Source organism: Tropicimonas sp. (assembly GCF_047971885.1).
In the GTDB taxonomy this organism is placed as follows: domain Bacteria; phylum Pseudomonadota; class Alphaproteobacteria; order Rhodobacterales; family Rhodobacteraceae; genus Tropicimonas.
This window is the reverse complement of sequence record NZ_JBKEAE010000146.1, coordinates 37,653-61,420: the sequence shown is the minus strand read 5'-3', so window position 1 is coordinate 61,420 and position 23,768 is coordinate 37,653. Positions and strand designations below refer to the sequence as shown.

Sequence of the window (23,768 nt, the reverse complement as noted above, 5' to 3'; positions counted from 1 at the left end):
TGGGACATGTTGGCGTCGATGAAATCCAGCACCAGCGGCCGGATATTGTTGCGCCAGGACTTGCCGGCGAAGATGCCGTAGTGGCCGGCGCCGGGTTCGAGATGGCTGGCCTTTTTCGACGGATCAAGGCCGGTCAGCAGGTCGAGCGCCGCAACGCACTGGCCGGGGGCCGAGATGTCGTCGTTTGCGCCCTCGACCGTCTTGACCGCAACGTCGGTGATCGCGCCGATATTCACCGGCTGGCCGCGCACGGTGAAGGCATCGCGCGCGATCTCGCGCTTCTTGAAGATGCGTTTCACCGTGGACAGGTAGAATTCCGCCGTCATGTCCATGACGGCAAGATATTCGTCGTAGAAACGGTTGTGCCGGTCGTGCTCGGCCGCCTCGCCCTGAGCGACGCGCACGATCTGGTCGAAGAAGGCGGTGGCATGGGTTTCGGCGTTCATCGCCATGAACGAGGCGAGCTGCTGAAGGCCTGGATAGACCATGCGGCCGGCGCCGGCATATTTGAACCCGACACGTTGCAGGACGTGCCGCTCGAGCTGGCCCATGGTCACGGTTCGTCCGAAATCGGTCACCTCGGTCGGGGCGGCGCCCGGGTCGATTGGGCCACCGATCAGGGTGAGCGAGTTCGGCTGAGCCGCCGGATCGCGTTCGGCCAGATAGGCCGTTGCGGCGAGTGTCAGCGGTGCCGGCTGGCAGACTGCAATGACATGGGTATCGGGGCCGAGGTATTTCAGGAAATCCACGAGATAGAGCGTGTAATCCTCGATATCGAACTTGCCGGCGGAAACCGGAATGTCGCGGGCGTTGTGCCAGTCGGTGATGTAGATCTCGCAATCGGGCAGCAGCGAGACGACGGTGGAGCGCAGGAGCGTTGCGTAATGCCCCGACATCGGCGCTACCAGCAGTACCTTGCGCTGCATCTGCCGCCGGCCCTGGACCTCGAAATGGATCAGGTCGCCAAAGGGCTTGGTGATCACCTTGATGATATCGACCAGGTGATCGCGCCCGTCCTCACCGACCACCGAACTGATGTTCCAGTCGGGTTTGGCCGTCATGCGCTGGAAGCTGCGCTCGGTTACCTCGCCCCAGGCTTCGGTGAGCTTGAGGAAGGGGTTCACCGACAGGCCGAAGACCGGATGGGAGCAGGCGGCCTTGGCCGTCGACCCGAGCCATTCATTCGTCACGCGGACCGCTTCCATCAGGTCGTAGGTGGCCATATATTTCATTCAGTTTGATCTCCTCGATCGCGACTCGGGAACAATTGGTCGCTTTGCCGGGCAAAAGCTGCAATATATCCATCGCGGTGAAGTTAGTGGAAAAGGGTCTGCCATGACAACCGATCATGATGCCGATGCGCGAAATCAGGAAAAACTAGCTGCGAATCTGGCAAAGATCGAGTCTCTTTCGCAGAGGCTCGTTGCCGCATTGTCCCAGCAGCGCCATGTCGACCCCGCGCTTCAGGTGCCGGGGCAGGACTTCTACATGAGAACCGCCACCGCCTATGTGAGCGAGGTGATGAAGAACCCCTCCAAGGTGTTCGAGCATCAGGTCAACTTCTGGGGAAAGACGCTGAAACACTATATCGACGCCCAGCAGATGCTGACGACGGGCAAGCTGAAGGCGCCCGAGGACCCGACCCCGAACGACCGCCGCTTCGCGGGCGATCTGTGGCAGACCCATCCATATTTCAACTACATCAAGCAGCAGTACCTGCTGACCAGCGAAGCGATCGGCGAAGCGGTTGCCGACCTCGATTATCTGGAGCCCAGGGACAAGCAGCGGCTGGCGTTCTTTACCCGCCAGATCGTCGACATGCTGAGCCCGGCGAATTACCTCGGTACCAACCCCGAGGCGTTGCAGAAGGCGGTCGATACCGAAGGGCAATCGCTGGTGGACGGGCTGGAAAATCTGGTGCGCGACCTTGAGGACAACGGCGGCGATCTGGTTGTCACGCTGTCGGACAAGAGCGCCTTTTCGGTGGGCGAGAATCTGGGCGCGACGCCGGGTGAGGTGGTGTTCCGCAACCGGATGTTCGAACTGATCCAGTACACCCCGACCACCGAGACGGTGGCGCGCATACCGCTGCTGGTCTTTCCGCCCTGGATCAACAAGTTCTACATCATGGACCTGAAAGAGAAGAATTCGCTGATCAGGTGGATCGTCGATCAGGGCTATACGCTGTTCGTCGTCTCGTGGGTGAACCCCGATCCCTCCTATGCCGATGCCGGCATGGATACCTATATCGAGGAGGGCTACCTGACCGCGATCGGGCAGGTGAAGCAGATCACCGGCGAGGAACGGATCAACGCCATCGGTTACTGCATCGCCGGGACCATGCTTTCGGTGGTGCTGGCGCTGTTGAAGAAGCGCGGCGACAGGTCGATTCGCTCGGCGACATTCTTCACCACGCTCACCGATTTTGCCGATCCGGGCGAGATGGGCGTGTTTTTGCACGACGATTTCGTCGATGCCATCGAGGACGAGGTAGCGCGCGAGGGGATGCTCGACGGGTTCTTCATGTCGCGCACCTTCTCGTATCTGCGCAGCAACGATCTGGTCTATGCCCCGGCGATTCGCAGCTACATGATGGGCGAGGCGCCGCCCGCCTTCGACCTGCTCTACTGGAACGGCGACAGCACCAACCTGCCGGCACGGATGGCGGTGGAATACCTGCGCGAGCTGTGCCAGCAGAACCTGTTTGCCGAAGGCAGCTACGAGGTCTGCGGCGAGCGGCTGTCGATTCGCGATGTCGATGTGCCGCTCTGTGCCGTCGCCTGCGAGACCGATCACATCGCCGCCTGGAAGACCAGCTATCTGGGCGTGCAGAAGATGGGGTCGAAGCAGAAATCGTTCATCGTGTCCCAGTCGGGGCATATCGCCGGGATCATCAATCCGCCGTCGAAGAAGAAATACGGCCATTACACCAACGAGGACATGACGCTTGCGCCCGACGAATGGCTGGAAGGCGCCGATTTTCATCAGGGATCCTGGTGGCCGCGCTGGGAGGGCTGGCTGAAACGGCGCTCCGGTGCGCAGGTGCCCGCCCGCCAGCCGGGCGACGCGCGCCATCCCTCGCTCGGTCCGGCGCCCGGCACCTATGTCAGGCCGAAGAAAACCGCCTGAGACCGGTTCGGCGATATATTTCTGCATCGCAGCAAAAAAGGCTTGAAATGCTGCGGTGCAGAAATTATAGTCTGCTCATCGAATTCGTCACGCGCCCGACGGGTCGGGCCGCACGCAATCAGGAGCAAGACAATGAGCACGAACAAGAACGACGATCTGACCAAGATGATGCAGGACATGATGTCGGCCTTCCCGGTTGACGCCTCGTCTGTGCAGGAAGCGTTCAAGAACTCCGCCGCTCTGGGCGAGAAACTGTCCAAGGTTGCCCTCGAAGCCGCCGAGAAATCGACCGAGATCTCGACCAAGTGGACCAGGGAAACCCTCGCCAAGCTGGGTGAAGTCACCAAGCTGAAGGAAGAGCCGGCCGATTATTCGAAGGCGATCGCCGACTATGCCTCCTCGCAGGCCGAAATGGTCGCCGAAACCATGGCCGCCTTCGCCGAGGTCGCCAAGAAGGTGCAGATGGAAACCGTCGAGCTGATGCTGGCCGCCGGCAAGGACTTCTCGGAAGACGCGACGGCCGCCGTCAAGAAGGCAACCGCCGACGTGACCGCCGCCGCCAAGAAAGCCACCGCTGCCAAGTAAGGCAACAGGTGAGAGATCCGCGCCGGTGTCCTCCTCCCTAGTCGACGTGGGTCTGGGGCGGGCTTTATAGCCCGCCCTTTTCTTTTCCGCGCACGTCGTCTAGGCTTTGCTGCGCTGCAACAGGGAGGGTTCGGGGTGGCCGAAGAATCACAGCTACTTATCAAGCGCTATGCCAGCCGGCGCCTCTACAACACCGAGACGAGCGATTACGTCACGCTCGAGGATATCGCCCGCTTCATCCGCGAAGGGCGCGAGGTTCAGATCGTCGATCTGAAATCCGGTGACGACCTGACCCGGCAATACCTGCTTCAGATCATTGCCGAACACGAGAGCAAGGGCGAAAGCGTCCTGCCGATCGACGTGCTGACCGATCTTGTGCGCAGCTATTCCACCTCGGCGACCTCGGTGGTGCCGCAGTTCCTTGCCATGTCGTTCGAGATGCTGCGCAACGGGCAGACCAAGATGATGGAAAACATGGGCAAGATGAACCCGATGGGTTCCATGGCGTCGATGCCCGGGTTCGAGGCGATGCAGGCCCAGCAGGCCGCGTTCATCAAGGCGATGACCGGCGGCATGGGCAAGTGGCCGCCGCGCACGACCGAGCCGCCGCGCGAAGGTGGCAGCGAGGATCTCGACGAGATCAAGAGCCAGCTTGCCGACCTTCAGGCCAAACTTGCGCGGATGAACAAATAGGCGGGTGCCGCAGCGCACCATCCGCCCGCGATCGCCGATCCGCCCGCCGGAACGCGCGATCAGGTCGCCGGTTTGCGATGTTCGAGGAAGAACCGGGCGATTCTGTCGCCGGCAAGGCGGCTGTCGTTGGGCAGGTCGAGCGCGGCGAGCGCGGCACCCTTCATGTCGTCGGGCAGGTTCTGGCCACGCAGGCGGATCAGGGCATCGATGAAGCCGGGCGAAAATTCCGGGTGCGGTTGCAGAGATAACATCTGATCACCATAGGCGAGGCCGGCGAAACGGCAGAAATCGGTTGCGGCGATCACCTCGGCACCATCGGGCGGTTCGACGACCTGATCCTGATGCCAGGCGTTGAGCGTGATTTCGCGGCCGTCCCAGCGATAGGCGGTTGGCCCGATCGACCAGCCGCCGGCAAATTTCTCGACCTTTCCGCCAAGCGCCTGCGCCATGATCTGATGACCGAAGCAGATACCGACCATCGGGCGCCCGTCGGCGCGTACCGCGCGGATGAACCGTTCCAGCGGGGCGATCCAGGGGTGATCCTCGTAAACGCCGTGCCGCGAGCCGGTGATCAGCCAGCCATCGGCATCGGCGACCGAATCGGGGAACTCGCCGTTCACCACCAGCCAGGTACGGAAACGCAGCCCGTGCCCCGCCAGCAGGGTTTCAAACATCTCCGGATAATCGCCGTGTTCGGCCACGGCATCTTCGGGCGGAAGCCCGGTCTGCAGGATTCCTATCAGCATCGGGTGGCTCTTGTCCTGAAACCGCCGGCCGGGGTGCGATCAGACCGTATCAATGTAGATCTCGGTCATCTCTTCCCGCGATGTCTCGGCCATGTAGCGCAGTTCCTGCCGTTTTGTCATCACGTAGTTGCGAACGAGTTCGGGGGCGAATATGCGCCCGGTTTCCGGGCAGGTCTCGAACGTGTCGATGGCACGTGCCCAGTCGGTCGGGATGGTCGGCAAGTCGAGGTTGTAGGCGTTGCCGGAGATCGGCTCTGGCGGCAGGATGCCGTCCTCGATTCCGTTCATCGCCGCGCCCAGCACCGCCGCGATGATCAGGTAGGGGTTCACGTCGCCACCCGCCAGCCGGTGTTCGATTCGCCGTGCCCGGTGATTGCCACTGGGAATGCGCAGCGCGGTCGTGCGGTTTTCGTAGCCCCAGCAAATGCCGGTCGGAGCATGGGCGCCCGGCACCATGCGCTCGTAGCTGTTGGCGTGCGGCGCGAAGATCAGGGTCGATCCGGCCATCGCGTTCAGGCAGCCGTTGACCGCATGGAGCAGCAGGTTGCTGCCTTTTTCGGATCCGTCATCGAAGATGTTGTTGCCGTTCTTGTCGAGCACCGAGAAATGCATGTGCAGCCCCGAGCCGGCGTAATCGTCGTAGGGTTTGGCCATGAAACTGGCGGCAAAATTGTGCCGCCGGGCAAGCCCCTTGACCAGCATCTTGAACAGCCACGCGTCGTCGGCGGCGCGCAGCGCGTCGTCCTGGTGCATCAGGTTGATCTCGAACTGGCCCAGCCCTGCCTCGGAAATGGCGGTGTCGGCGGGAATGTCCATCGCCTCGCAGGCGGCATAAAGTTCGGTGAAGAAGCCGTCGAACACGTCGAGCGCACGCAGCGACAGAATTTCGCCCATCATCCGGCGCTTGCCGGTCCGGGGCGAGGGCGGTACGCGAAGCTGCCGGCCGCTGTCGTCGATCAGGAAGAACTCAAGCTCGACCGCGACCACCGGGGTCAGGCCGCGCGCGGTATAGCGCGCAACGACATTTGCCAGCGCGTGCCGCGGATCGCCTTCGAACGGGTGGCCGTCCTCGTGGTACATCCAGATCGGCAGCAGCCCCGTCGGCGTATCGAGCCACGGCATCGGCAGAAAGCCGCGTTCGGTAGGCAGCAGCACGCCGTCACGGTCGCCGGTCGCCAGCACAAGCGGGCTGTCGTCGATATCCTCGCCCCAGATATCGAGGTTCAGCACCGACATCGGAAACCGGGTTCCATCCTCGATGGCCTTGTCGGCGAAGCGGACCGGAACGCGCTTGCCGCGCGGCTGGCCGTTCAGGTCGGCCGCCGCGACCCGTATCGCACGGACCTGCGGATTCTTCCGCAGCCAGTTCTTCATCAGCAGAATATCACGTCCCACGACCGTCTCCGAAATTTGATCAAATTTCTACTATCGGATCAGGTTGAGGCGCAAGCGCATTCGTCTGCGCCGGTCGGTGGGCAGGTGGCGGTTCAGGCGTTTGTTGACGATGCCGAAAAGCGCGATGATCAGCAGTGTCATGACGATGAAATAGCCCGCCACGATCGGATAGGGGATGAAGGGGTTGAAGGTCTTGTCGGCGAAATAGCTTGCATAATACAGCGCGTCACCCATCTGCTTCCACGCCGGAAATCCCGAAAAGAAGACCAGCGTCGTGGCGTGGAAGAGAAAGATCGCCTCGTTGGTATAGGCCGGCCAGCCAAGCCGCATCATGGTCGGCCAGACGATGCGGCGGAACCGGTGCCACCCGGTCAGCCCATAGGCATCGGCCGCTTCCAGATCGCCCTTGGGAACCGAGCGCAGCGCGCCATAGAAGATCTCGGCCGCATAGGCCGAGGTGTTGAGCAGCAGGACGATCGTCGCCCCCAGCCAGGCGCGGGTCAGCCAGCGGGTTGAGGCGGAGAATTCCATGCCGAACAGGTGAAAGTCGATTTCCGCCTTGGGCAGCAGGACGAATGCCTCGTAGGCGAGGAAGAACTGGATGAAGAGCGGCGAGCCGCGAAAGACGAAGATGAACCATTCCGCCGGCTTGCGCAGCCATCTTGTGCGGCTGTTCTTGGCCATCGCCAGCCCGGTGGCAAGGAAGAAGCCGAAGAACAGCGCCAGCACCGCGAAGTAGATGTTCCAGATCAGGCCCGAACCGATCAGGACGGTCTGATCGCAGACCGAAATGTCCGCGCGCGGCAGCAGCCGCTCGCCCTGGCCAAGCGAGCGCAGAGCATAGGCATGGAAGGTGTCCCAGCAACTCATGCCGCGCGCCTCAGTTCTTCGCCGGCGGCGGTGGCCTGCCCGTGCGACAGGCGGCGAGTGAGGCGTTCGAGGACGATCTCGGAAACCCGGGTGAAGGCAAGGTAGAAGACCAGCAGGAAGAGGAAATAGTATATGCGCCAGTCAGGGTGCGGATAATCGTAGATCGCCGTCTTCGACCCGCCCAGCTCGCGCGCCCAGTAGACGATATCGCGCACGCCCAGCAGAAACAGGAGCGGCGTCGCCTTGATCAGGATCATCCACAGGTTGCCCAGCCCCGGCAGCGCATAGATCCACATCTGCGGCACGAGGATTCGCCAGAAGGACTGGCGGTTGTTCATGCCATAGGCATGGGCGGTTTCAAGCTGTGCCCGGGGAACGGCGTTCATCGCGCCGTAAAGCACGTTGGCGGCGAAGGCGCCGAAGACGATGGAAAAGGTGAAGACCGCCAGCGAGAAGTTGTAGATCTCGTGAATGCTTTCGGGGGCGGTCGAAAGCGGCATCTTTGCCTGCGGGCAGACGACAAAGTCGTTTCCCTGTCGCACCGCTGCGGTCCAGTCCGGGCACAGCGCCTTGTGCCGCAGCCATTCGATTCCCTGATCGAGCGCGATGACGAAGAACAGGAAAAACACGATGTCGGGAACGCCGCGCACCACCGATGTATAGACTTTGCCCAGAAGAGACAGCGGCAGGAAATGCGAGCGCGACGCCATGGCCCCGGCAAACCCGAAGGCCAGCGCGACCGGCGCGGTGATTGCCAGCAGCAACAGCACGGTTGCGAAAGAGCCATAGAAGAGCATGTGCTTGCCGCTGGTCAGGTAGCAGGCGAGCCATGACAGGCCGTCGAGGGCGGAGGGATCGCTACAATATGCGAACATGGCGGCGGGGCGCAGCCCGCAGGGGCTGCGCCGTGGCGTTGCGGATCAATACGGGCCTTCCATGCCGTCGAACCATTTGGCGATAAGCTCGTTGAGCGAACCGTCCTCCTTCATCGACCGGATGGCGGCGTCGAACGTTGTTTTCAGTTCGGCATCGGACTTGCGCAGCCCCATGCCGATACCCTTGCCGAGCATCACGTCGTCGCTGACGATATGCAGGTCGGGGTCTTCGTTGGCGATCGGCGCAAGAAAACCCTTGTCGCCGAAGGCGGCATCGGCCTCGCCGTTGCGGACGGCGGCGACCGCCTCGTCACCGGTGGCGAATTCGACCAGTGTCGCGCCGCTGGCGGCGACATGGTTGGCCTGAATGGTGCCGGCCTGTGCGGCGACGACGCCGCCGTCAAGATCGACATCCTCGTCCAGGCTGACATAGATCGACGGATCGGGGGGGAAATAGGCCTCGGTGAAATCGATCACCGCCTCGCGCTCCTCGGTGATCGACATGCCGGCGAGGATCGCGTCGTAGTTGCCCGAGGTCAGGTTGGGGATGATCGAATCCCAGTCGTTGGTCACCCAGCTACAATTCAGTTCGGCGCGCTTGCAAAGCTCGTCACCCAGTTCGCGCTCGAAGCCATCGACTTCGCCCGAATCGTTGATCAGGTTGAACGGAGGATAGGCGCCCTCGGTCCCGAGGCGCACGACATCCTGCGCCAGCGCGAAGCTGGTGGAAAGCGCCAGCGCGGCGGTGGAAAGGATCAGTTTTTTCATCAGTTTTCTCCCGGTTGGTATCTGGATCCCGCTGGTTCTCAGCGGGCCTGCGTATGCGACAGGAATTGTTGCAGCCGTTCCGTCTGCGGATTGCCGAAAAGGCTGCCGGGCGGCCCCTCCTCCTCAATCTTTCCCTGATGCAGAAAGACGACATGATCCGACACGTCGGCCGCCAGCCGCATGTCGTGCGTCACCAGCAGCATGGTGCGCCCCTCCTGGGCAAGCTGCTTGATGACCTTGACGACCTCCTGCTCAAGCTCGGGGTCGAGGGCCGATGTCGGCTCGTCGAGCAGCAATGCCTTGGGCTCCATCGCCAGCGCCCGGGCAATTGCGGCGCGCTGCTGCTGACCACCCGAAAGCTGTGCCGGATAGGCATCGCACTTGTCGCCGATGCCGACCTTGTCCAGCAATTCGCGCCCCAGCGCCTCGACCGAATGGCGGTTGCGCTTCAGAACCGTGACTGGCGCCTCCATGACGTTTTCGAGGATCGTCATGTGCGCCCAGAGGTTGAACTGCTGGAACACCATCGACAGATTGGTGCGGATGCGGATCAGTTGCCTATGATCGCCCGGCCGCCGGTGCATGCCGGTGCCGTGCCATTTCACCGGCTCGCCCTCGAACAGGATCTCGCCCTGCTGGCTGTCTTCCAGCAGATTGGCACAGCGCAGCAGAGTGGACTTTCCCGAACCTGACGAACCGATCAGCGAAACCACCTCGCCGCGTTCGGCCACCATGTCGACACCCTTCAATATCTCCAGCGCCCCGTAGGACTTGTGCAGGTCGGTGATCTTGATGACGGGTGGCGGTGTCTGGGTCACTGGAAATACGCGTTTGTTCGTCTGGTGGGGGAGTAGGGCCTAATTGCGGAGCAAATGCAACGCCGAATGGCGCATCGCGTGCTGCGGGGCTGCACGATCATGCCGGTCGGGAGGCAAATGCCGCGGGACTGGGCGGAACGGGAACCGCAAGATACTCGGCCGGGGATATCCTGACAAATCCCACTGTTCCCAATGCCTGACGGTCCGGCGGGGCGAGATCGGCGATTGCACCGGCAATCGCCGCGCGCAGCGCCGGCGCCCTGTCGGCAAAGGCGGTGATCAGCGCCTGGCCGGGCGTTGCCGCGCTGCGTCCGACGATCTTCAGCCCTCCGGTCAGATCGGTATGTGCCGCCAGAAGCCGCCAGCTTATCGCGTCGATCGCCGCGATATCGGCCTTGTGCCCGGCGATGGCGCGGGCGCTTTCGCGGTGGCTTCCGGTCTGCGGGCCGATGCGGAAACCGACCCGCGCGGCGGCGGCGGCGGCCCAGCCCGAATGCGAGACCGCCTCGTTATAGGCAAGCAGGGCGCCGTCAAACTCGGCCAGCGTGTCGCGCGTGTCGTCGGCGCGGGCGACGAAAAGCGACCGGTAATAGCCCGGGGGCGTATCCGGCAGCCCGTAGTCGATGGCCCCGAGCAGCGTGACGTGTTGGTGCAGTTCGCTGCGAAAGGGCAGGCCGCAGGTCTGGCCGAGCAGCAGCGCCGGGCTGCGCCACTGGGCGAAAAGATCGTCCGAGCGGCTGAGCGCCTCGGGGGCGTCGATGCCCGAGGCCCGCAGCCTGTCGCGGATTGCCTGCCAGAGCGCATCGGTCGCGCCACGTACGCCGGGGTGGTCGTACATCGGCAGGGCGGCGATCATCTCAGCGACGCGCCTGAACGCGCTGACGGGCCAGCGCGCTGTCGCGGTCGTTTACACCCAGAAGGCTGGCGACCAGCCGGATCATCGCATCCTCATCCTCGTCGCGAACCCCGTCGGCCAGCACGACCGCCCAGAGCGCCTCGATCACCGCGCTGCGGTCTTCATACGGCACCGCGTCCTTGATCGCGCGGGTGAAACGCACGTTGTCGGGCGCCTCTGTCTCGAGCTGTTCGGCCTCGACGCGCAGATGCGCGGCCTCGAAGGGCGAAAGCCCGTAGCGCCGCACGAGGATCCGGTCGATGCGCGCGATCTCGTCCGGCGCATAATCGCCGTCCGAACGCGCGACTCGTACCAGAAGCGCCGTCAGCGCCAGCCGTGCGTCCGGGTCGGGCAGGCGCCCGGGTTGCGGTTCGGTCAATCGTTTCAGAAGATCGCCAAACATCGTCTCTATCCCCTGCTGCCGCGACCCGAGGCGGCGTCGGGCGGATCGGCACGCCCGGCAGCCTCGCGTGCGCGTGCCGCCTCGTCCTCGTCCAGGCCCAGCCGTGCCGCCGCGCGGTCAAGGTAGGCATGTTCTTCGGCGCGTTCCACCCCGTCCGACAGAGCGACCCGCCACATGGCCGCCAGAACCGCGATGCGCCGGCCCGTCTCGACCCGCTCGCGTACCGCCCTGGCGAATCGGCCGTCCTCGGGCGCCTGCGCCTCGAGCCGCTCGCTTCCGGCCCTCAGCCGGGCGGCCTCGACCGGGTTCAGATCGAAGGTGGCGGCGAGGATCCGGTCGATGCGGCGGATTTCCTCGAAATGGTACGAGCCGTCGGTCTTGGCGGTGCGCACGAGCAGCCCGGCCAGCGCATGGCGGATGTCAAGCTCGGGCAGCGGGACCGGATGGGGCGAGAAGAGACGGTTGAGCAGTTGGGTGAACATGCGTTGGGTATGCCGGGACGGGCAGGCGGCGGCAAGCCCCGTCACGTGTCGCAGCGCGGCGTCAGCCGGCGTCGTCGTAGCCTTCGACGATCACCACATCGCCGTCGGCGATCGGATCGCGTATCGCCTTGGCAGCCAGATGGTCCGGATCGTCGTAGCAGGCCAGCGCGTCGGCAAAGGTCGGAAACTCGATCACCACGGTGTGCGGGTGCAGTTCGCCCTCGCGCACATCCGACTGCCCGGCGCGAACGAGAAACCTCGCGCCGTAGCGGGCAAATGGCCTTGCCGCCGCCTCCTTGTATTTCGCGAAGATCTCCTGATCCTGCACGTTCACATGGGCGACCCAGTATCCTTTTCGCATCGGCTTTCTCCCTCCCCCGTATCGCATGGCTACCGCAGCCCCGCGTTCCGGCAAAGCGATATTCCGGCGCCTCCGCCGTGGTGTCAGGCGGCGGGGGGCGGCGGCGCAAGCTCGCCGGCCGAGATCGCAACCGCCGAGCCCGCGATATGCACACCGGTCAGCGCGCCGTTCTGCACGGTGATTCGCGCGTCGATCCGGCTCGGCCGGCCCATCTCGAGTCCCTGATGCAGCAGAAGGCGGGTTTCGCCGTTTGCCAGCGCGCCGCTGTCCAGCAGTTGCGCCGCGAGGATCGCGCTGGCCGAACCGGTCGCCGGATCTTCCGGGATGCCGGCGGTGGGCGAGAACATGCGCGCGCGGTAGTCGCAATCCTCGCCCGGCGTATAGAGATAGGCCGCGTCGACGCCCGCCTGCCGCATCAGGTCCGACCAGTGCGGTTCGGCCGGCCGGGCCGCCGCCAGCGCGCCGCGGTCCCGCAGCGGAACGAACAGGAAGGCCGGGCCGCCGCGATAGCTGCCCGGGCGGTGAGCGGCGAAACCGACCGCTTCGGCGGGCAGGCCGATGGCGGCGGCGACAAGGTCCGCCGGGGCCGGCCCGTGGTGGAGATGCGGAAGAACCGGCGCGGTGAATTCGGCGCGGGGCCTGCCGGCGATGCGGCTGATGCGGACGGGCACCGGTCCGGCCTCTTCTTCGAGAACGAGTTCCGTTTCGAAATCCTCCGCCCCCCGGCCCATCTGCGCCAGCAGCAGGGCGCAGCCGATGGTCGGATGGCCGGCAAAGGGGATTTCCGCCGTGGGAAAGAAGATCCGCACCCGCGCGATATTGCGGGCGTCACGCGGGGCCATGACGAAGATCGTCTCGGACAGGTTGAACTCCCGCGCGATGATCTGCATCTGCGCATTGTCCAGCCCGTCGGCATCCAGCACCACCGCAAGCGGATTGCCGGCATAGGGTGTATCGGTGAATACGTCCAGCGTGTGGAAACGAAGTGTGCCGGCCATGCTGAAACCCCTTCCGGTACGCGACATACGGCGAATGCTATGTCATTTGTATCCGGGCGCAAGGTATCTCTGCCAGCGGCCGGTCAGACCAGCCGGCTGACATCCTTGGCGGCGCGGATGAAATCGCGGAACAGCGGGTGCGGCTCGAACGGTTTCGATTTAAGTTCCGGGTGAAACTGCACGCCGATGAACCACGGATGGTCCGTCACCTCGACGATCTCGGGCAGGCGGCCATCGGGTGACATGCCCGAAAACCGCATCCCGTGCTCCTCGAGCCTGTCCTTGTACCTGACATCGACCTCGTAGCGGTGACGGTGGCGCTCGTCGATCCGCGTCGTGCCGTAGATTTCGGCCACCTTGCTGCCCGGGGTCAGAACCGCGTCGTAGGACCCCAGCCGCATCGTGCCGCCCTTGTCGTCCTCGACCGCGCGTTCGATCTTCGCGTTGCCCTGCACCCATTCCTTCAGGTGATAGACCACCGGGGTGAAGCGCTTCCGGCCCGCCTCATGGTCGAATTCCTCGGAGCCCGCATCGGGGATATCGGACAGATGCCGCGCCGCCTCGATCACCGCCATCTGCATGCCGAGGCAGATGCCCAGATAGGGAACCTTGCGGGTGCGGGCGAATTCGGCTGCCTTGATCTTGCCCTCGGTGCCGCGCTCGCCGAAGCCTCCCGGCACGATGATGGCGTGATAGGGCTCCAGATGCGGCGTCGGATCCTCCCTGTCGAAGATCTCGGCGTCGATCCAGTCGGCCCTGACCTTGACCCGGTTGGCCATGCCGCCGTGGGTCAGCGCCTCGGCGATGGATTTATAGGCGTCCTCAAGCTGGGTGTACTTGCCGACGATGGCCACGCGAACCTCACCGTCGGAATTGTGAATCCGGTCGGAGACATCTTCCCAGCGATCCAGATTGGGTCTGGGCGCCGGGCTGATGTTGAAGGCATCCAGCACCGCCTGATCGAGCCCTTCGCGGTGGTAGGCCAGCGGCGCGTCATAGATCGACTTGAGGTCCTGCGCGGCGATCACCGCATCGGGGCGGACGTTGCAGAAGAGTGCCAGCTTGTCGCGCTCCTTCTGCGGGATCGGCATTTCCGAGCGGCAGACCAGCAGGTCCGGTGCCAGACCGATGGAGCGCAACTCCTTGACCGAATGCTGCGTCGGCTTGGTCTTGAGTTCGCCCGACGCCTTGATGAAGGGCAGCAGCGTCAGATGCATGAAGATGCACTGCCCGCGGCCCTTGTCCTGCGCGAACTGGCGGATCGCCTCGAAGAACGGCAGCCCCTCGATATCGCCGACCGTGCCGCCGATCTCGCACAACATGAAATCGACCTCGTCCTCGCCGATGGCGATCCAGTCCTTGATCTCGTTGGTGACATGCGGGATCACCTGTATTGTCTTGCCGAGGTAATCGCCGCGCCGCTCCTTCTCCAGCACGTTGGAATAGATCCGCCCGGAGGAGACGGAATCGGTCCTGCGCGCGGCCACCCCGGTGAAACGCTCGTAATGGCCGAGGTCGAGATCGGTCTCCGCGCCGTCATCGGTGACGAACACCTCGCCGTGCTCGAACGGGCTCATCGTGCCGGGATCGACGTTCAGGTAAGGGTCGAGCTTGCGCAGCCGCACGCTGAAGCCGCGTGCCTGCAGGAGCGCCCCGAGCGCGGCCGAGGCAAGCCCCTTGCCAAGCGATGAAACGACGCCGCCAGTGATGAACATGAACCGAGCCATGAGCGGCCGTCCCCCGTGATCGTTGAGAATTATGCGACTGCACTATTCCGAGAAAATCCACAACTTGCGCGTGTGCGGATAACACATCAACACGGGATTAGGACTCTAACGGATTCGCTCCGGATGGGCAACACGCACCGCAACATGATGTTGCCGGAAATGGCGAACGGGCAACGGATGGTAGAGCCACCCGCGATCATTCGGCGGCTTGCGGAACCACCGGTGCGTTCGAGACCGGCGCGGGCGGAAGCAGGTCGTCGCTTGCCGGTTCGGCCGGCGCGGGTTCCTCGGCCGCCGGCGGCTGGTCGGTGATGCGGTCGACAACCGAACTGCTGTCCGATCTGGCCGCCGCCAGGATCGTCAGCGTGATCGAGGTCACGATGAAGGCGATGGCGAAAAGCCAGGTGAGTTTTCCGAGCGCCGTGGCCGCTGCGCGCCCCGACATCACGCCGCCGCCGCCGCCCATGCCCAGACCGCCGCCCTCGGACCGTTGCAGCAGCACGATGCCGATCAGGCACAGGGCCAGGATCAGGTGGATAATCAGGATGACATTCTGCATGCGTCGGGCCTCGGTTTCGGATGGGCGGTATCTAATGGGAAGGCCGGTGGCCCGCAACCCCCGACCTCCGGTGTGAGGGCGCGGCGAATTGCAGGTTTCCCGCTGCCGCAACTGCCGCTATACGGTGCGCGTTTGCCGGAGAGCCAAGGAGATCGATATGGCCAACGTCGTCGTCGTGGGCGCCCAGTGGGGCGACGAGGGAAAGGGCAAGATCGTCGACTGGCTGTCCGAACGCGCCGACGTGATCGCGCGCTTCCAGGGTGGTCACAACGCCGGGCACACGCTGGTGATCGACGGTACCGTGTTCAAGCTTTCGCTGCTGCCCTCGGGGATCGTGCGCAAGGGCAAGATCAGTGTCATCGGCAATGGCGTGGTGCTCGATCCGTGGGCGCTGGTCGACGAGATCGAGAAACTGCGCGGCCAGGGGGTGGAGGTCACGCCGGAAAACCTGATGATCGCCGAGAACACGCCGCTGATCCTGCCGCTGCACGGTGAACTGGATCGCGGGCGCGAGGCACAAAGCGCGGTTGCCAAGATCGGCACCACCGGCCGCGGGATCGGCCCGGCCTACGAGGACAAGGTGGGCCGCAGGGTGATCCGGGTTGCCGATCTGGCCGACGAAGCGACGCTGGACACCCGGATCGGGCGGCTGCTGGTGCACCATGACGCGCTGCGCAAGGGGCTTGGCCTGCCGCCGGTGGATGCCGATGCGCTGCGTGCCGCGCTGCGCGAGGTCGCACCCAGGGTGCTGCCCTTCGCCCGGCCGGTCTGGCGCGAGATGAACATCGCCCGCAAGGCGGGCAAGCGGATCCTCTTCGAGGGTGCGCAGGGCAGCCTGCTCGATGTCGATTTCGGCACCTATCCCTTCGTTACTTCGTCGACCACGCTGTCGGGCAGTGCCGCCGCCGGCACCGGGATGGGGCCGGGCGCGATCGGCTTCGTTCTGGGCATTGTCAAGGCCTATACCACCCGTGTCGGTGAAGGGCCGTTCCCCTGCGAGCTTTTCGACGAGGTGGGCGAGCATCTGGCCACCGTCGGACGGGAGAAGGGCACCGTCACCGGCCGGTCACGGCGCTGCGGCTGGTTCGACGCGGTTCTGGTGCGCCAGACCTGTGCGCTTTCCGGGGTCAACGGCATTGCGCTGACCAAGCTCGATGTCCTCGACGGGCTCGGGGAACTCAGGATCTGCACCGGCTACGAACTGGATGGCGAACGGCTCGACTATCTGCCCACCGCCGCAGACCAGCAGGCGCGTGTCGTCCCGGTCTACGAGACGATGGAGGGGTGGCAAGACAGCACCGCCGGCGCGCGAAGCTGGGCGGATCTGCCCGGCGCGGCGGTCAAATACGTGCGCCGGATCGAAGAACTGATCGAATGCCCGGTGGCGCTGCTGTCGACCTCGCCCGAGCGCGAGGATACGATCCTCGTCACCGATCCGTTCGCCGACTGACATGGCGCTTTCCTACCGGGCACGGCGGCGCTGGTCGCTGTTCGTTCTGCTGGTGGGGATGCCGGCCTATGTGGTGCTGGCGGTCACCCTCCTGTCGCATATCGACCGGCTGCCGTTCCTGGCCGAGGTTCTGGTCTATGTCGCGGTCGGGATAGGCTGGGTCTTTCCGCTGCGCTTCGTTTTCCTCGGTGTCGGAAAGCCCGATCCGGATCAGGCGGACGACGATGCGCCCGCCAGGGGGGCGTCCGCGCCGCCTCCGGAACGGTAGCGCCGGCACCCGGATCGGTGGTGCATTCTCCCGTGGCGGCCTGTCGGTTCCGGGCAGTCAGATATCCGGTTCGGTCGTCGTGCCGGGGCGGTGCGGCCGGACGGGATTTATTCGGCGCGTCTCCGGGCTCGTGTCTTCCCCTGCATCGCGATCTTCCCTGTCCCCGGCGATCGGCGCCCGTTGCATGGTTTCGCGCGCTGCCGAGGCGGCTGCCAACCGTTTGGCCGGAGGGGCGGGGCGCTCGTGCCGTTCCGCCGAAACCGGATGTCGCGGGCGCACCGGACCGGGCGCCTGCCGGTCCTGCGGCAGGCCGGCCGCACTCTCGCCGGCGGCCGGCGGTTCGGCTGCAGGCGTGTTGGATCGCGGGTTCAGGTGCGGCAAGAGTTTCGCAAAGGCGAGGTCTTCCCGATAGGGCTGCTCCTGCGTGCGGTCCTGCCCGTATATGTCGCCATTCGCGGTGTGGATCGCCTTGAATGCGGATTTGAGGTGTTCGATGGTCGCGCGCCGCCGCAGATGATCCCGCCCCTCCATCTCCAGACCGGCCTTGTCGAGCAGGCGTTCGACATCCTCCTCGCCGGAGGCGACCGGACCACCCTGCGGGGAACCGTCCTCTGCGTATGAAACCGACGGATCCTCCCGTGCCGGAGACACCCGCAGGATTACCCTGTCGTCATCGGCATGTGCCTCGACATGTCGCCGGGTTTCCCGGCTGGCGATCTGTTGCAGCATGTCGACAGAGGGGGCTGGCGGTGCGGCACCGGCATCGGCCTCATCCGCAGCGAGGGTGCAGAAATACGCGCATATCGCCTTCAATGCGCCGAACGATCCCTCGAACCCCTCCAGCCTGCAGGAAAACGCCCCGTAGGAAACGGTCAGTACCTTGCTCGTCTCTGTCATTGTCCTGTTCGCGCCCATCTTTCCCGAGTGGCGCCGGAATCGCGCCGCCAGTCTTCGATCCGAACAGATCAAGGGTATCATTTTCGGGCAAGAATGTGTTTTTCATGTGGAAAAAATGGGAAGCCCGGAATGAATGCCATCATCGTCAGCAGCACCGAAAACGTGACCCTGCTCGGAGGGGGCAAGGCGCGGCCGGACGAACTTGACGAGGCATTGGGCCTTGCGCCCGTCCTGGTGGCCGCCGACGGTGGCGCGGCCTATGCGCTGGCCCGGGGGCGCATGCCCGAGGCGGTGATCGGCGATCTCGATTCGCTGCCGCGCGAGGTGCGCGATCGCATCCCGGCGGGGCGCGTTCACGAAGTGGGCGATCAGATAAGCACCGATTTCGACAAGGCGCTGCGCTCGATCCGGGCGCCGCTGGTGCTGGGGGTCGGATTTCTCGGGCGCCGCGTCGACCATCAGCTTGCCTGTTTCAACGTGCTGGTCCGGCGCGCCGACCAACCCTGCATCCTGATCGGCAAGCACGATGTGGTGTTTGCCGCTCTGCCGCACCTGTCACTCGACCTGCCGGCAGGAAGCCGGGTTTCGCTGTTTCCGATGGCGCCGGTCACCGGGCGTTCGGCCGGTCTGCACTGGGCGCTGGACGGGCTGGAATTTACGCCGGGCGGGGTGGTCGGAACCTCGAACCGGGTGGCGCACGGGCACCGGGGGGCGGTCGATCTGGCATTCGACGGACCGGGCATGCTGGTGATCCTGCCCCGGCGGGCGCTCGGTGTCGCGATGCGCGGCATTCTTGCCCGGAACGATCCCGACGGCGGGCGATAGCCGCCGGGATCAGCAGTTCGGCACGTTCACGGCAAGCCCGCCGAGCGATGTTTCCTTGTATTTTTCCGACATGTCGCGTCCGGTCTGACGCATCGTCTCGATACAGGCGTCGAGCGGAACCAGATGATGCCCGTCGCCCCGCAGTGCCAGCGACGCGGCGCTGACCGCCTTGATCGCGCCCAGCCCGTTGCGTTCGATGCAGGGCACCTGAACCAGCCCCCTTACCGGATCGCAGGTCATGCCAAGGTGATGTTCGAGCGCAATTTCGGCCGCGTTTTCGATCTGCTCCGGCGTGCCCCCCATCACGGCGGTCAGACCGGCGGCGGCCATGGCGCTGGCGGTGCCGACCTCGGCCTGACATCCCGCCTCGGCGCCCGAGATGGAGGCGTTCGTCTTGACCAGCCCGCCGATGGCAGCGGCGGTCAGGAAGAAATCGGGCAGCCGCGCGCCGGCCGCGCCCGGCACATGGCTCAGCCAGTATTTCACCACCGCCGGCAGCACGCCCGAGGCGCCGTTGGTCGGCGCTGTCACCACCTGCCCGCCGGCGGCGTTCTCTTCGTTCACCGCCATGGCGTAGGTGCTCATCCAGTCGTTGATCGTATGCGGCGCGCCGAGGTTCAGTCCGCGTTCGTCGAGCAGGGCGGTGTGGATCGCCGCCGCGCGCCGCCGCACGTTCAGCCCGCCGGGCAGGGTGCCGCGTGCCGCCAGCCCCCGGTCGATGCAGTCCGACATGACCTGCCAGAGCCGGGCTATTCCACGGTCGAGATCCTCCCGCCGGTGGTGCACCAGTTCGTTGGCCCGTTTCATTGCGGCGATGGACCTGCCCGAGGTCCGCGCCATATCGAGCATCTCGGCGGCGGACTTGAACGGGTAGGGTACCGCCCGGGCCTCGGCCACGCTTTCGCCGCGCGCCAGTTCGCCGGCGGTCAGGACGAATCCGCCGCCGACCGAATAATAGGTTTCCCGCAGCAGGACATCGCCCTGCGCATCGGTCGCCATCAGGATCAGCCCGTTGGAATGCCCCTCGAGCGCCGGGCCGAAATCGAAGATCACATCCTGCTTCGGATCGAAGCGCATCGGTGGCAGGGCGGGCGGGGCAACCCGCCGGTCGTGAGCGATTGCCGCCAATGCGGCCTCGGCGGCGTCCGCGTCATAGGTCTCGGGCGAAAATCCGGCGAGGCCGAGGATCACGGCACGGTCGGTCGCGTGACCGACGCCGGTAAAGGCGAGCGAGCCGTGCAGCGAGGCGCGCAATCCGTCGGGATGGAAGGGCGAGGCGCGCAGCAGATCGAGAAAGCGGCCCGCCGCCACCATCGGTCCCATGGTATGCGACGAGGACGGCCCGATGCCGATCTTGAAGATATCGAAGACGCTGAGAAACATCGGCCCCCCGCATGTGCTTTCCCCTGCAATAGCGTGACGCACCGGCAGGCGTCAGCAGATTTGCGACCGATCCGCGCGAAAAGAGGCAATGCACCGGGTTTGTGCCGCACCGGAAGGCACCCGGCGGCACGAAACCGCTCGCAGCCGCCCGAACCATGGCCTATAACTTCCCCGACTTCGGGAGAGAGTGCCATGACATCCGATCTGTCGCCCGCCGACCGGGCCAAACGCGCCGCCGCGATCCGTGCCTGCGATTTCGTCGAGGACGGAATGCGGGTCGGGCTGGGAACCGGCTCGACCGCCGCCTGGATGGTCAGGCGGCTGGGCGAGCGGGTGCGCGACGAAGGGCTGAGGATCACCGGTGTTCCCACCTCGGACCGGACGGCGGCGCTGGCGCGCGAACTGGACATTCCCGTCATCACGCTGGACGACGCCGGCTGGCTGGATGTCACCATCGACGGCGCCGACGAATTCGACCCGGCATTCAACCTTATCAAGGGCGGCGGCGGTGCGCATCTGCGCGAGAAGATCGTCGCCACGGCATCCGAAAGGATGGTGGTGATCGCCGATGCGGGCAAGGATGTGACAACGCTCGGGGCCTTCCCGCTGCCGGTCGAGGTCATTCCATTCGGCCATGTGGCAACAAGAAAACTGATCGGGGAACTGCTCGCCGGTTACGATGTGGGCGGCCGCGATGTGGCGCTGCGGATGGCTGGCGGCGGTCCCTTTGTCACGGACGAGGGCAACTACATCTACGACCTTCACCTGAAACGGATCGGCGATGCGCCGCGGCTGGCGGCCGGCCTGAACCGTATCGCCGGGGTGGTCGAGAACGGGCTGTTCATCGGTGTCAGCGATACGGTCGTGATCGGCTTCGAGGACGGATCGGCCGAGGTGCGCACCCTGACCGCCGCGGGCGGGGCGTGGGATGTGCTCGACGGCGAGAATATCTTTGCCGATCCCGGCACCTGAGCCGGAAGCGGAAAGCATGGCGATGGAATTCGATTTCGATCTGTTTGTCATCGGTGGCGGCTCGGGCGGCGTGCGGGCGGCGCGGGTCGCGGCGGGCGAAACCGGCGCCCGTGTCGGGCTGGCCGAGGAAAGCCGACTGGGCGGGACCTGCGTCATCCGCGGCTGCGTGCCGAAAAAGCTGATGGTGTTCGCCTCGGAATATGCCAAAGGCATGCACGAGGCGGCCGATTACGGCTGGGAGGTGAAGATCAGGGGGTTCGACTGGCCGCGGTTCCGCAAGCGGCTGGAGGCCGAACTCGACCGGCTCGAAGGGGTCTACAACGGCCTGCTCGAAAATGCCGGGGTGCGGGTCTTCGCCCGGCGGGCGATGGTGGCGGATGCGCATTCGGTGCGGCTTGCCGACGGAAAGACCTTTACCGCCAAGCATATCCTGATCGCCACCGGGGGCCGGCCGGCGCTGCCCGAGATCGGAAACGCCGGGCTCGGCATCACCTCGAACGAGGTTTTCCACCTCGACGAGTTGCCCCGGCGCCTGCTGATCGTCGGCGGGGGGTATATCGCCTGCGAAATGGCCTGCATCTTCAACGGGCTGGGCAGCAAGGTCACGCAGTTCTATCGCGGTGCGCAGATCCTGCGCGGCTTCGACGACGAGGCGCGCGGCCATATCGCCGAACACATGGAGCGCCACGGGATCGACATACATCTCGGGACGACCGTGCTCGGCATGGACAGGGCCGGGGGGGCGGGCGGTCTGCTGCACAAACCTGCCGGCGGGATCGAGGTCCGCTCGTCAACGGGCGATACCTTCACCTTCGATCAGGTGCTGTTCGCCACCGGCCGCATCCCGAACACCGCCGGGCTCGGCCTCGAGGCGGCGGGGGTGGAACTGGGCCGTCGCGGCGAGGTGGTGGTGGACGAATACAGCCAGACGGCGGTGCCGTCGATCTACGCCATCGGCGACGTGACCGACCGGGTGCAGCTGACGCCGGTGGCGATCCGCGAGGGCATGGCCTTTGTCGAGACCGTCTTCAGGGGGAACCCGACGCCGGTCGATCACGAACTGATCCCGTCGGCGGTATTCACCCAGCCCGAATACGGATCGGTCGGGCTGACCGAGGACGAGGCGGCGGCGCGGGAGCCGGTCGAAATCTACTGCACCACCTTCCGGCCGATGCACAAGGCCTTCATCGGGCGCGAGGATCGTGTTCTGATGAAGCTGGTGGTGTCGAAGGCGACGCGCCGGGTGCTGGGCGTGCACATCGTGGCCGATCATGCGGGCGAGATGATCCAGCTTGCCGGTGTCGCGGTGAAGATGGGGGCCACCAAGGAGGATTTCGACCGGACCGTGGCGGTGCATCCCACCATGTCCGAGGAGCTTGTGACACTGAAATCGCCGGTGCGCACTCTCTGAGCCGTGGTCTTTCGGCGCTTGAAATGCGCAGAATGGCACACACATGGCTTGAGACGGGCATTCCCACCGGCCCACCCGAAACCGAGAGGATAAGATACTCATGGCAGGAAACAGCGGCGGACCCTGGGGCGGCGGCTCCGGCGGCGGCCAACAGGGCGGAGACAATCGCGGCGGCAACGGTGGTGGCCGCAGACCGGGCGGCGAGGGGCCGCAGATCCCCGAAATCGACGAGATCGTGAAGAAGGGGCAGGAGCAGCTTCGCGTCCTGATGGGTGGCAGGGGCGGCAACCGCGACCCCAATCGTCCGGGGGGCGGTGGCGACGGCCCGAAGCTGACGCGCGGGACGGTGCTGATCGGTCTGGCTGCGGTGCTGGCGCTGTGGGGCTTCGCCTCGTTCTACACGATCAAGCCCGAAGAACAGTCGGTCGAGCTTTTTCTCGGAGAGTTCTCGACCATCGGCAATCCGGGCCTCAACTTCGCGCCTTGGCCGCTGGTGACGGCCGAGGTGGTGAACGTGACCTCGGAACGGACCGAAGACATCGGCGCCGATTTTGCCTCGCGCGCGGACGACAGCGGCCTGATGCTGACCACCGACGCCAATATCGTCGACATCGATTTTCAGGTCGTCTGGAACATCAACGATCCGGCCAAGTTCCTGTTCAACCTGCGCGATCCGCGCGACACGGTGCGCGCGGTTTCGGAATCGGCCATGCGCGAGATCATCGCGGCGTCGGAACTCGCCCCGATCCTGAACCGGGATCGCGGCATCATCGCCGAGTCGGCCAAGACCTCGATCCAGGACACGCTCGACAGCTACGAATCGGGCATCACCATCGTCCGCGTCAACCTCGACAAGGCGGACCCGCCGCGCGAGGTGATCGACGCCTTCCGCGAGGTGCAGGCCGCCGAACAGGAGCGTGACAGGCTGGAACGGCAGGCGGATGCCTATGCCAACCGGGTGCTTGCCGGCGCCCGCGGCGAGGCCGCGCAGGTGCTTGAGGAATCCGAGGCCTATCGCGCCCAGGTCGTCAACGAGGCGCTGGGCGAGGCGAGCCGCTTCTCGGCGGTGCTTGCCGAGTATCAGAAGGCGCCCGAGGTGACGCGCAAGCGTCTCTATCTGGAAACCATGGAAAAGGTGCTGGGCGACGTGGACAAGGTGATCCTCGGCGAAACCGGCGGAGAGAACGCGCAGGGCGTCGTTCCCTATCTGCCACTGAACGAGCTTCGCAACTCCGGCAGCACGCGGGAAGGGAACTGA

At 65.0% G+C, this 23,768-nt stretch carries 25 protein-coding genes; 9 read left to right on the top strand and 16 right to left on the bottom strand.

What is annotated here, in order from left to right:
* A partial coding sequence (gene phaZ / locus ACK5IR_RS12485) for a polyhydroxyalkanoate depolymerase (protein ID WP_416929373.1) occupies window positions 1-1,232 on the bottom strand: 1,232 nt, incomplete at its 3' end.
* Between the two features lie 103 nt (window positions 1,233-1,335).
* Here phaZ and phaC point away from each other — a divergent pair.
* The 3 genes from phaC to phaR all read left to right on the top strand — a co-directional run bounded on the left by phaC (window position 1,336) and on the right by phaR (window position 4,407).
* On the top strand, window positions 1,336-3,129 hold the full coding sequence (gene phaC / locus ACK5IR_RS12480) for a class I poly(R)-hydroxyalkanoic acid synthase (RefSeq protein WP_416929371.1): 1,794 nt from the start codon (window positions 1,336-1,338) through the stop codon (window positions 3,127-3,129).
* A gap of 132 nt (window positions 3,130-3,261) precedes the next feature.
* A complete protein-coding gene (locus ACK5IR_RS12475; protein WP_416929369.1) occupies window positions 3,262-3,714 on the top strand; it encodes a Phasin in 453 nt (150 codons plus the stop codon).
* Window positions 3,715-3,849: 135 nt separating this feature from the next.
* Window positions 3,850-4,407: a polyhydroxyalkanoate synthesis repressor PhaR gene (phaR, locus tag ACK5IR_RS12470; RefSeq protein ID WP_416929367.1), complete on the top strand. Its 558-nt coding sequence runs from the start codon at window positions 3,850-3,852 to the stop codon at window positions 4,405-4,407.
* A gap of 59 nt (window positions 4,408-4,466) precedes the next feature.
* Here phaR and ACK5IR_RS12465 read toward each other — a convergent pair whose 3' ends face one another.
* The 13 genes from ACK5IR_RS12465 to secG all read right to left on the bottom strand — a co-directional run bounded on the left by ACK5IR_RS12465 (window position 4,467) and on the right by secG (window position 15,304).
* Entirely contained in the window at window positions 4,467-5,153 is a 687-nt protein-coding gene (locus ACK5IR_RS12465) for a type 1 glutamine amidotransferase (RefSeq protein WP_416929365.1), read from the bottom strand.
* Between the two features lie 39 nt (window positions 5,154-5,192).
* On the bottom strand, window positions 5,193-6,527 hold the full coding sequence (locus ACK5IR_RS12460) for a glutamine synthetase family protein (RefSeq protein ID WP_416929386.1): 1,335 nt from the start codon (window positions 6,525-6,527) through the stop codon (window positions 5,193-5,195).
* Window positions 6,528-6,578: 51 nt separating this feature from the next.
* Window positions 6,579-7,418 carry an ABC transporter permease gene (locus ACK5IR_RS12455; protein WP_416929363.1) on the bottom strand — a complete coding sequence of 280 codons (840 nt, stop codon included), beginning with the start codon at window positions 7,416-7,418 and terminating at the stop codon, window positions 6,579-6,581.
* Complete coding sequence (locus ACK5IR_RS12450; RefSeq protein WP_416929361.1) at window positions 7,415-8,293, bottom strand: ABC transporter permease; 879 nt, start codon at window positions 8,291-8,293, stop codon at window positions 7,415-7,417. Before ACK5IR_RS12450 ends, ACK5IR_RS12455 begins: the two co-directional genes overlap by 4 nt.
* Before the next feature lie 45 nt (window positions 8,294-8,338).
* Complete coding sequence (locus ACK5IR_RS12445) at window positions 8,339-9,061, bottom strand: transporter substrate-binding domain-containing protein (protein WP_416929359.1); 723 nt, start codon at window positions 9,059-9,061, stop codon at window positions 8,339-8,341.
* 38 nt (window positions 9,062-9,099) lie between these two features.
* The gene (locus tag ACK5IR_RS12440) at window positions 9,100-9,879 is read right to left on the bottom strand and encodes an ABC transporter ATP-binding protein (RefSeq protein WP_416929357.1); all 780 of its coding nucleotides are present in this window, start codon (window positions 9,877-9,879) and stop codon (window positions 9,100-9,102) included.
* 97 nt (window positions 9,880-9,976) lie between these two features.
* Window positions 9,977-10,735, bottom strand: coding sequence for a phosphate/phosphite/phosphonate ABC transporter substrate-binding protein (locus ACK5IR_RS12435; RefSeq protein ID WP_416929355.1), 759 nt, complete (start codon window positions 10,733-10,735; stop codon window positions 9,977-9,979).
* 1 nt (window position 10,736) lies between these two features.
* Window positions 10,737-11,177, bottom strand: coding sequence for a TerB family tellurite resistance protein (locus tag ACK5IR_RS12430; RefSeq protein WP_416929353.1), 441 nt, complete (start codon window positions 11,175-11,177; stop codon window positions 10,737-10,739).
* Window positions 11,178-11,182: 5 nt separating this feature from the next.
* Window positions 11,183-11,659 carry a TerB family tellurite resistance protein gene (locus ACK5IR_RS12425; RefSeq protein ID WP_416929351.1) on the bottom strand — a complete coding sequence of 159 codons (477 nt, stop codon included), beginning with the start codon at window positions 11,657-11,659 and terminating at the stop codon, window positions 11,183-11,185.
* Window positions 11,660-11,720: 61 nt separating this feature from the next.
* Window positions 11,721-12,020, bottom strand: a complete 300-nt coding sequence (locus ACK5IR_RS12420) for a DUF1330 domain-containing protein (protein ID WP_416929349.1) — start codon at window positions 12,018-12,020, stop codon at window positions 11,721-11,723.
* Between the two features lie 83 nt (window positions 12,021-12,103).
* Window positions 12,104-13,018 (bottom strand): PhzF family phenazine biosynthesis protein, encoded by a 915-nt coding sequence (locus ACK5IR_RS12415; protein ID WP_416929347.1) that lies wholly within the window; start codon window positions 13,016-13,018, stop codon window positions 12,104-12,106.
* A gap of 83 nt (window positions 13,019-13,101) precedes the next feature.
* Window positions 13,102-14,745: a CTP synthase gene (locus tag ACK5IR_RS12410; RefSeq protein WP_416929345.1), complete on the bottom strand. Its 1,644-nt coding sequence runs from the start codon at window positions 14,743-14,745 to the stop codon at window positions 13,102-13,104.
* A gap of 196 nt (window positions 14,746-14,941) precedes the next feature.
* Window positions 14,942-15,304 carry a preprotein translocase subunit SecG gene (gene secG / locus ACK5IR_RS12405; RefSeq protein ID WP_416929343.1) on the bottom strand — a complete coding sequence of 121 codons (363 nt, stop codon included), beginning with the start codon at window positions 15,302-15,304 and terminating at the stop codon, window positions 14,942-14,944.
* Between the two features lie 157 nt (window positions 15,305-15,461).
* On the opposite strand from secG, the gene ACK5IR_RS12400 reads away from it, so the two are divergent.
* Window positions 15,462-16,754, top strand: coding sequence for an adenylosuccinate synthase (locus ACK5IR_RS12400; protein WP_416929341.1), 1,293 nt, complete (start codon window positions 15,462-15,464; stop codon window positions 16,752-16,754).
* Between the two features lies 1 nt (window position 16,755).
* Window positions 16,756-17,022 (top strand): DUF2842 domain-containing protein, encoded by a 267-nt coding sequence (locus ACK5IR_RS12395; protein WP_416929339.1) that lies wholly within the window; start codon window positions 16,756-16,758, stop codon window positions 17,020-17,022.
* A 57-nt stretch (window positions 17,023-17,079) separates the two neighbouring features.
* On the opposite strand, the gene ACK5IR_RS12390 is transcribed toward ACK5IR_RS12395, so the two are convergent.
* Window positions 17,080-17,919, bottom strand: a complete 840-nt coding sequence (locus tag ACK5IR_RS12390; protein ID WP_416929337.1) for a hypothetical protein — start codon at window positions 17,917-17,919, stop codon at window positions 17,080-17,082.
* Between the two features lie 129 nt (window positions 17,920-18,048).
* On the opposite strand from ACK5IR_RS12390, the gene ACK5IR_RS12385 reads away from it, so the two are divergent.
* A complete protein-coding gene (locus ACK5IR_RS12385; protein ID WP_416929335.1) occupies window positions 18,049-18,744 on the top strand; it encodes a thiamine diphosphokinase in 696 nt (231 codons plus the stop codon).
* Between the two features lie 9 nt (window positions 18,745-18,753).
* Here ACK5IR_RS12385 and ACK5IR_RS12380 read toward each other — a convergent pair whose 3' ends face one another.
* Window positions 18,754-20,127 carry an L-serine ammonia-lyase gene (locus tag ACK5IR_RS12380; protein ID WP_416929332.1) on the bottom strand — a complete coding sequence of 458 codons (1,374 nt, stop codon included), beginning with the start codon at window positions 20,125-20,127 and terminating at the stop codon, window positions 18,754-18,756.
* Window positions 20,128-20,319: 192 nt separating this feature from the next.
* On the opposite strand from ACK5IR_RS12380, the gene rpiA reads away from it, so the two are divergent.
* The 3 genes from rpiA to hflK all read left to right on the top strand — a co-directional run bounded on the left by rpiA (window position 20,320) and on the right by hflK (window position 23,768).
* Window positions 20,320-21,099 (top strand): ribose-5-phosphate isomerase RpiA, encoded by a 780-nt coding sequence (gene rpiA / locus ACK5IR_RS12375; protein ID WP_416929331.1) that lies wholly within the window; start codon window positions 20,320-20,322, stop codon window positions 21,097-21,099.
* 22 nt (window positions 21,100-21,121) lie between these two features.
* Complete coding sequence (gene gor, locus ACK5IR_RS12370; protein ID WP_416929385.1) at window positions 21,122-22,510, top strand: glutathione-disulfide reductase; 1,389 nt, start codon at window positions 21,122-21,124, stop codon at window positions 22,508-22,510.
* Between the two features lie 100 nt (window positions 22,511-22,610).
* Complete coding sequence (gene hflK, locus ACK5IR_RS12365; protein ID WP_416929329.1) at window positions 22,611-23,768, top strand: FtsH protease activity modulator HflK; 1,158 nt, start codon at window positions 22,611-22,613, stop codon at window positions 23,766-23,768.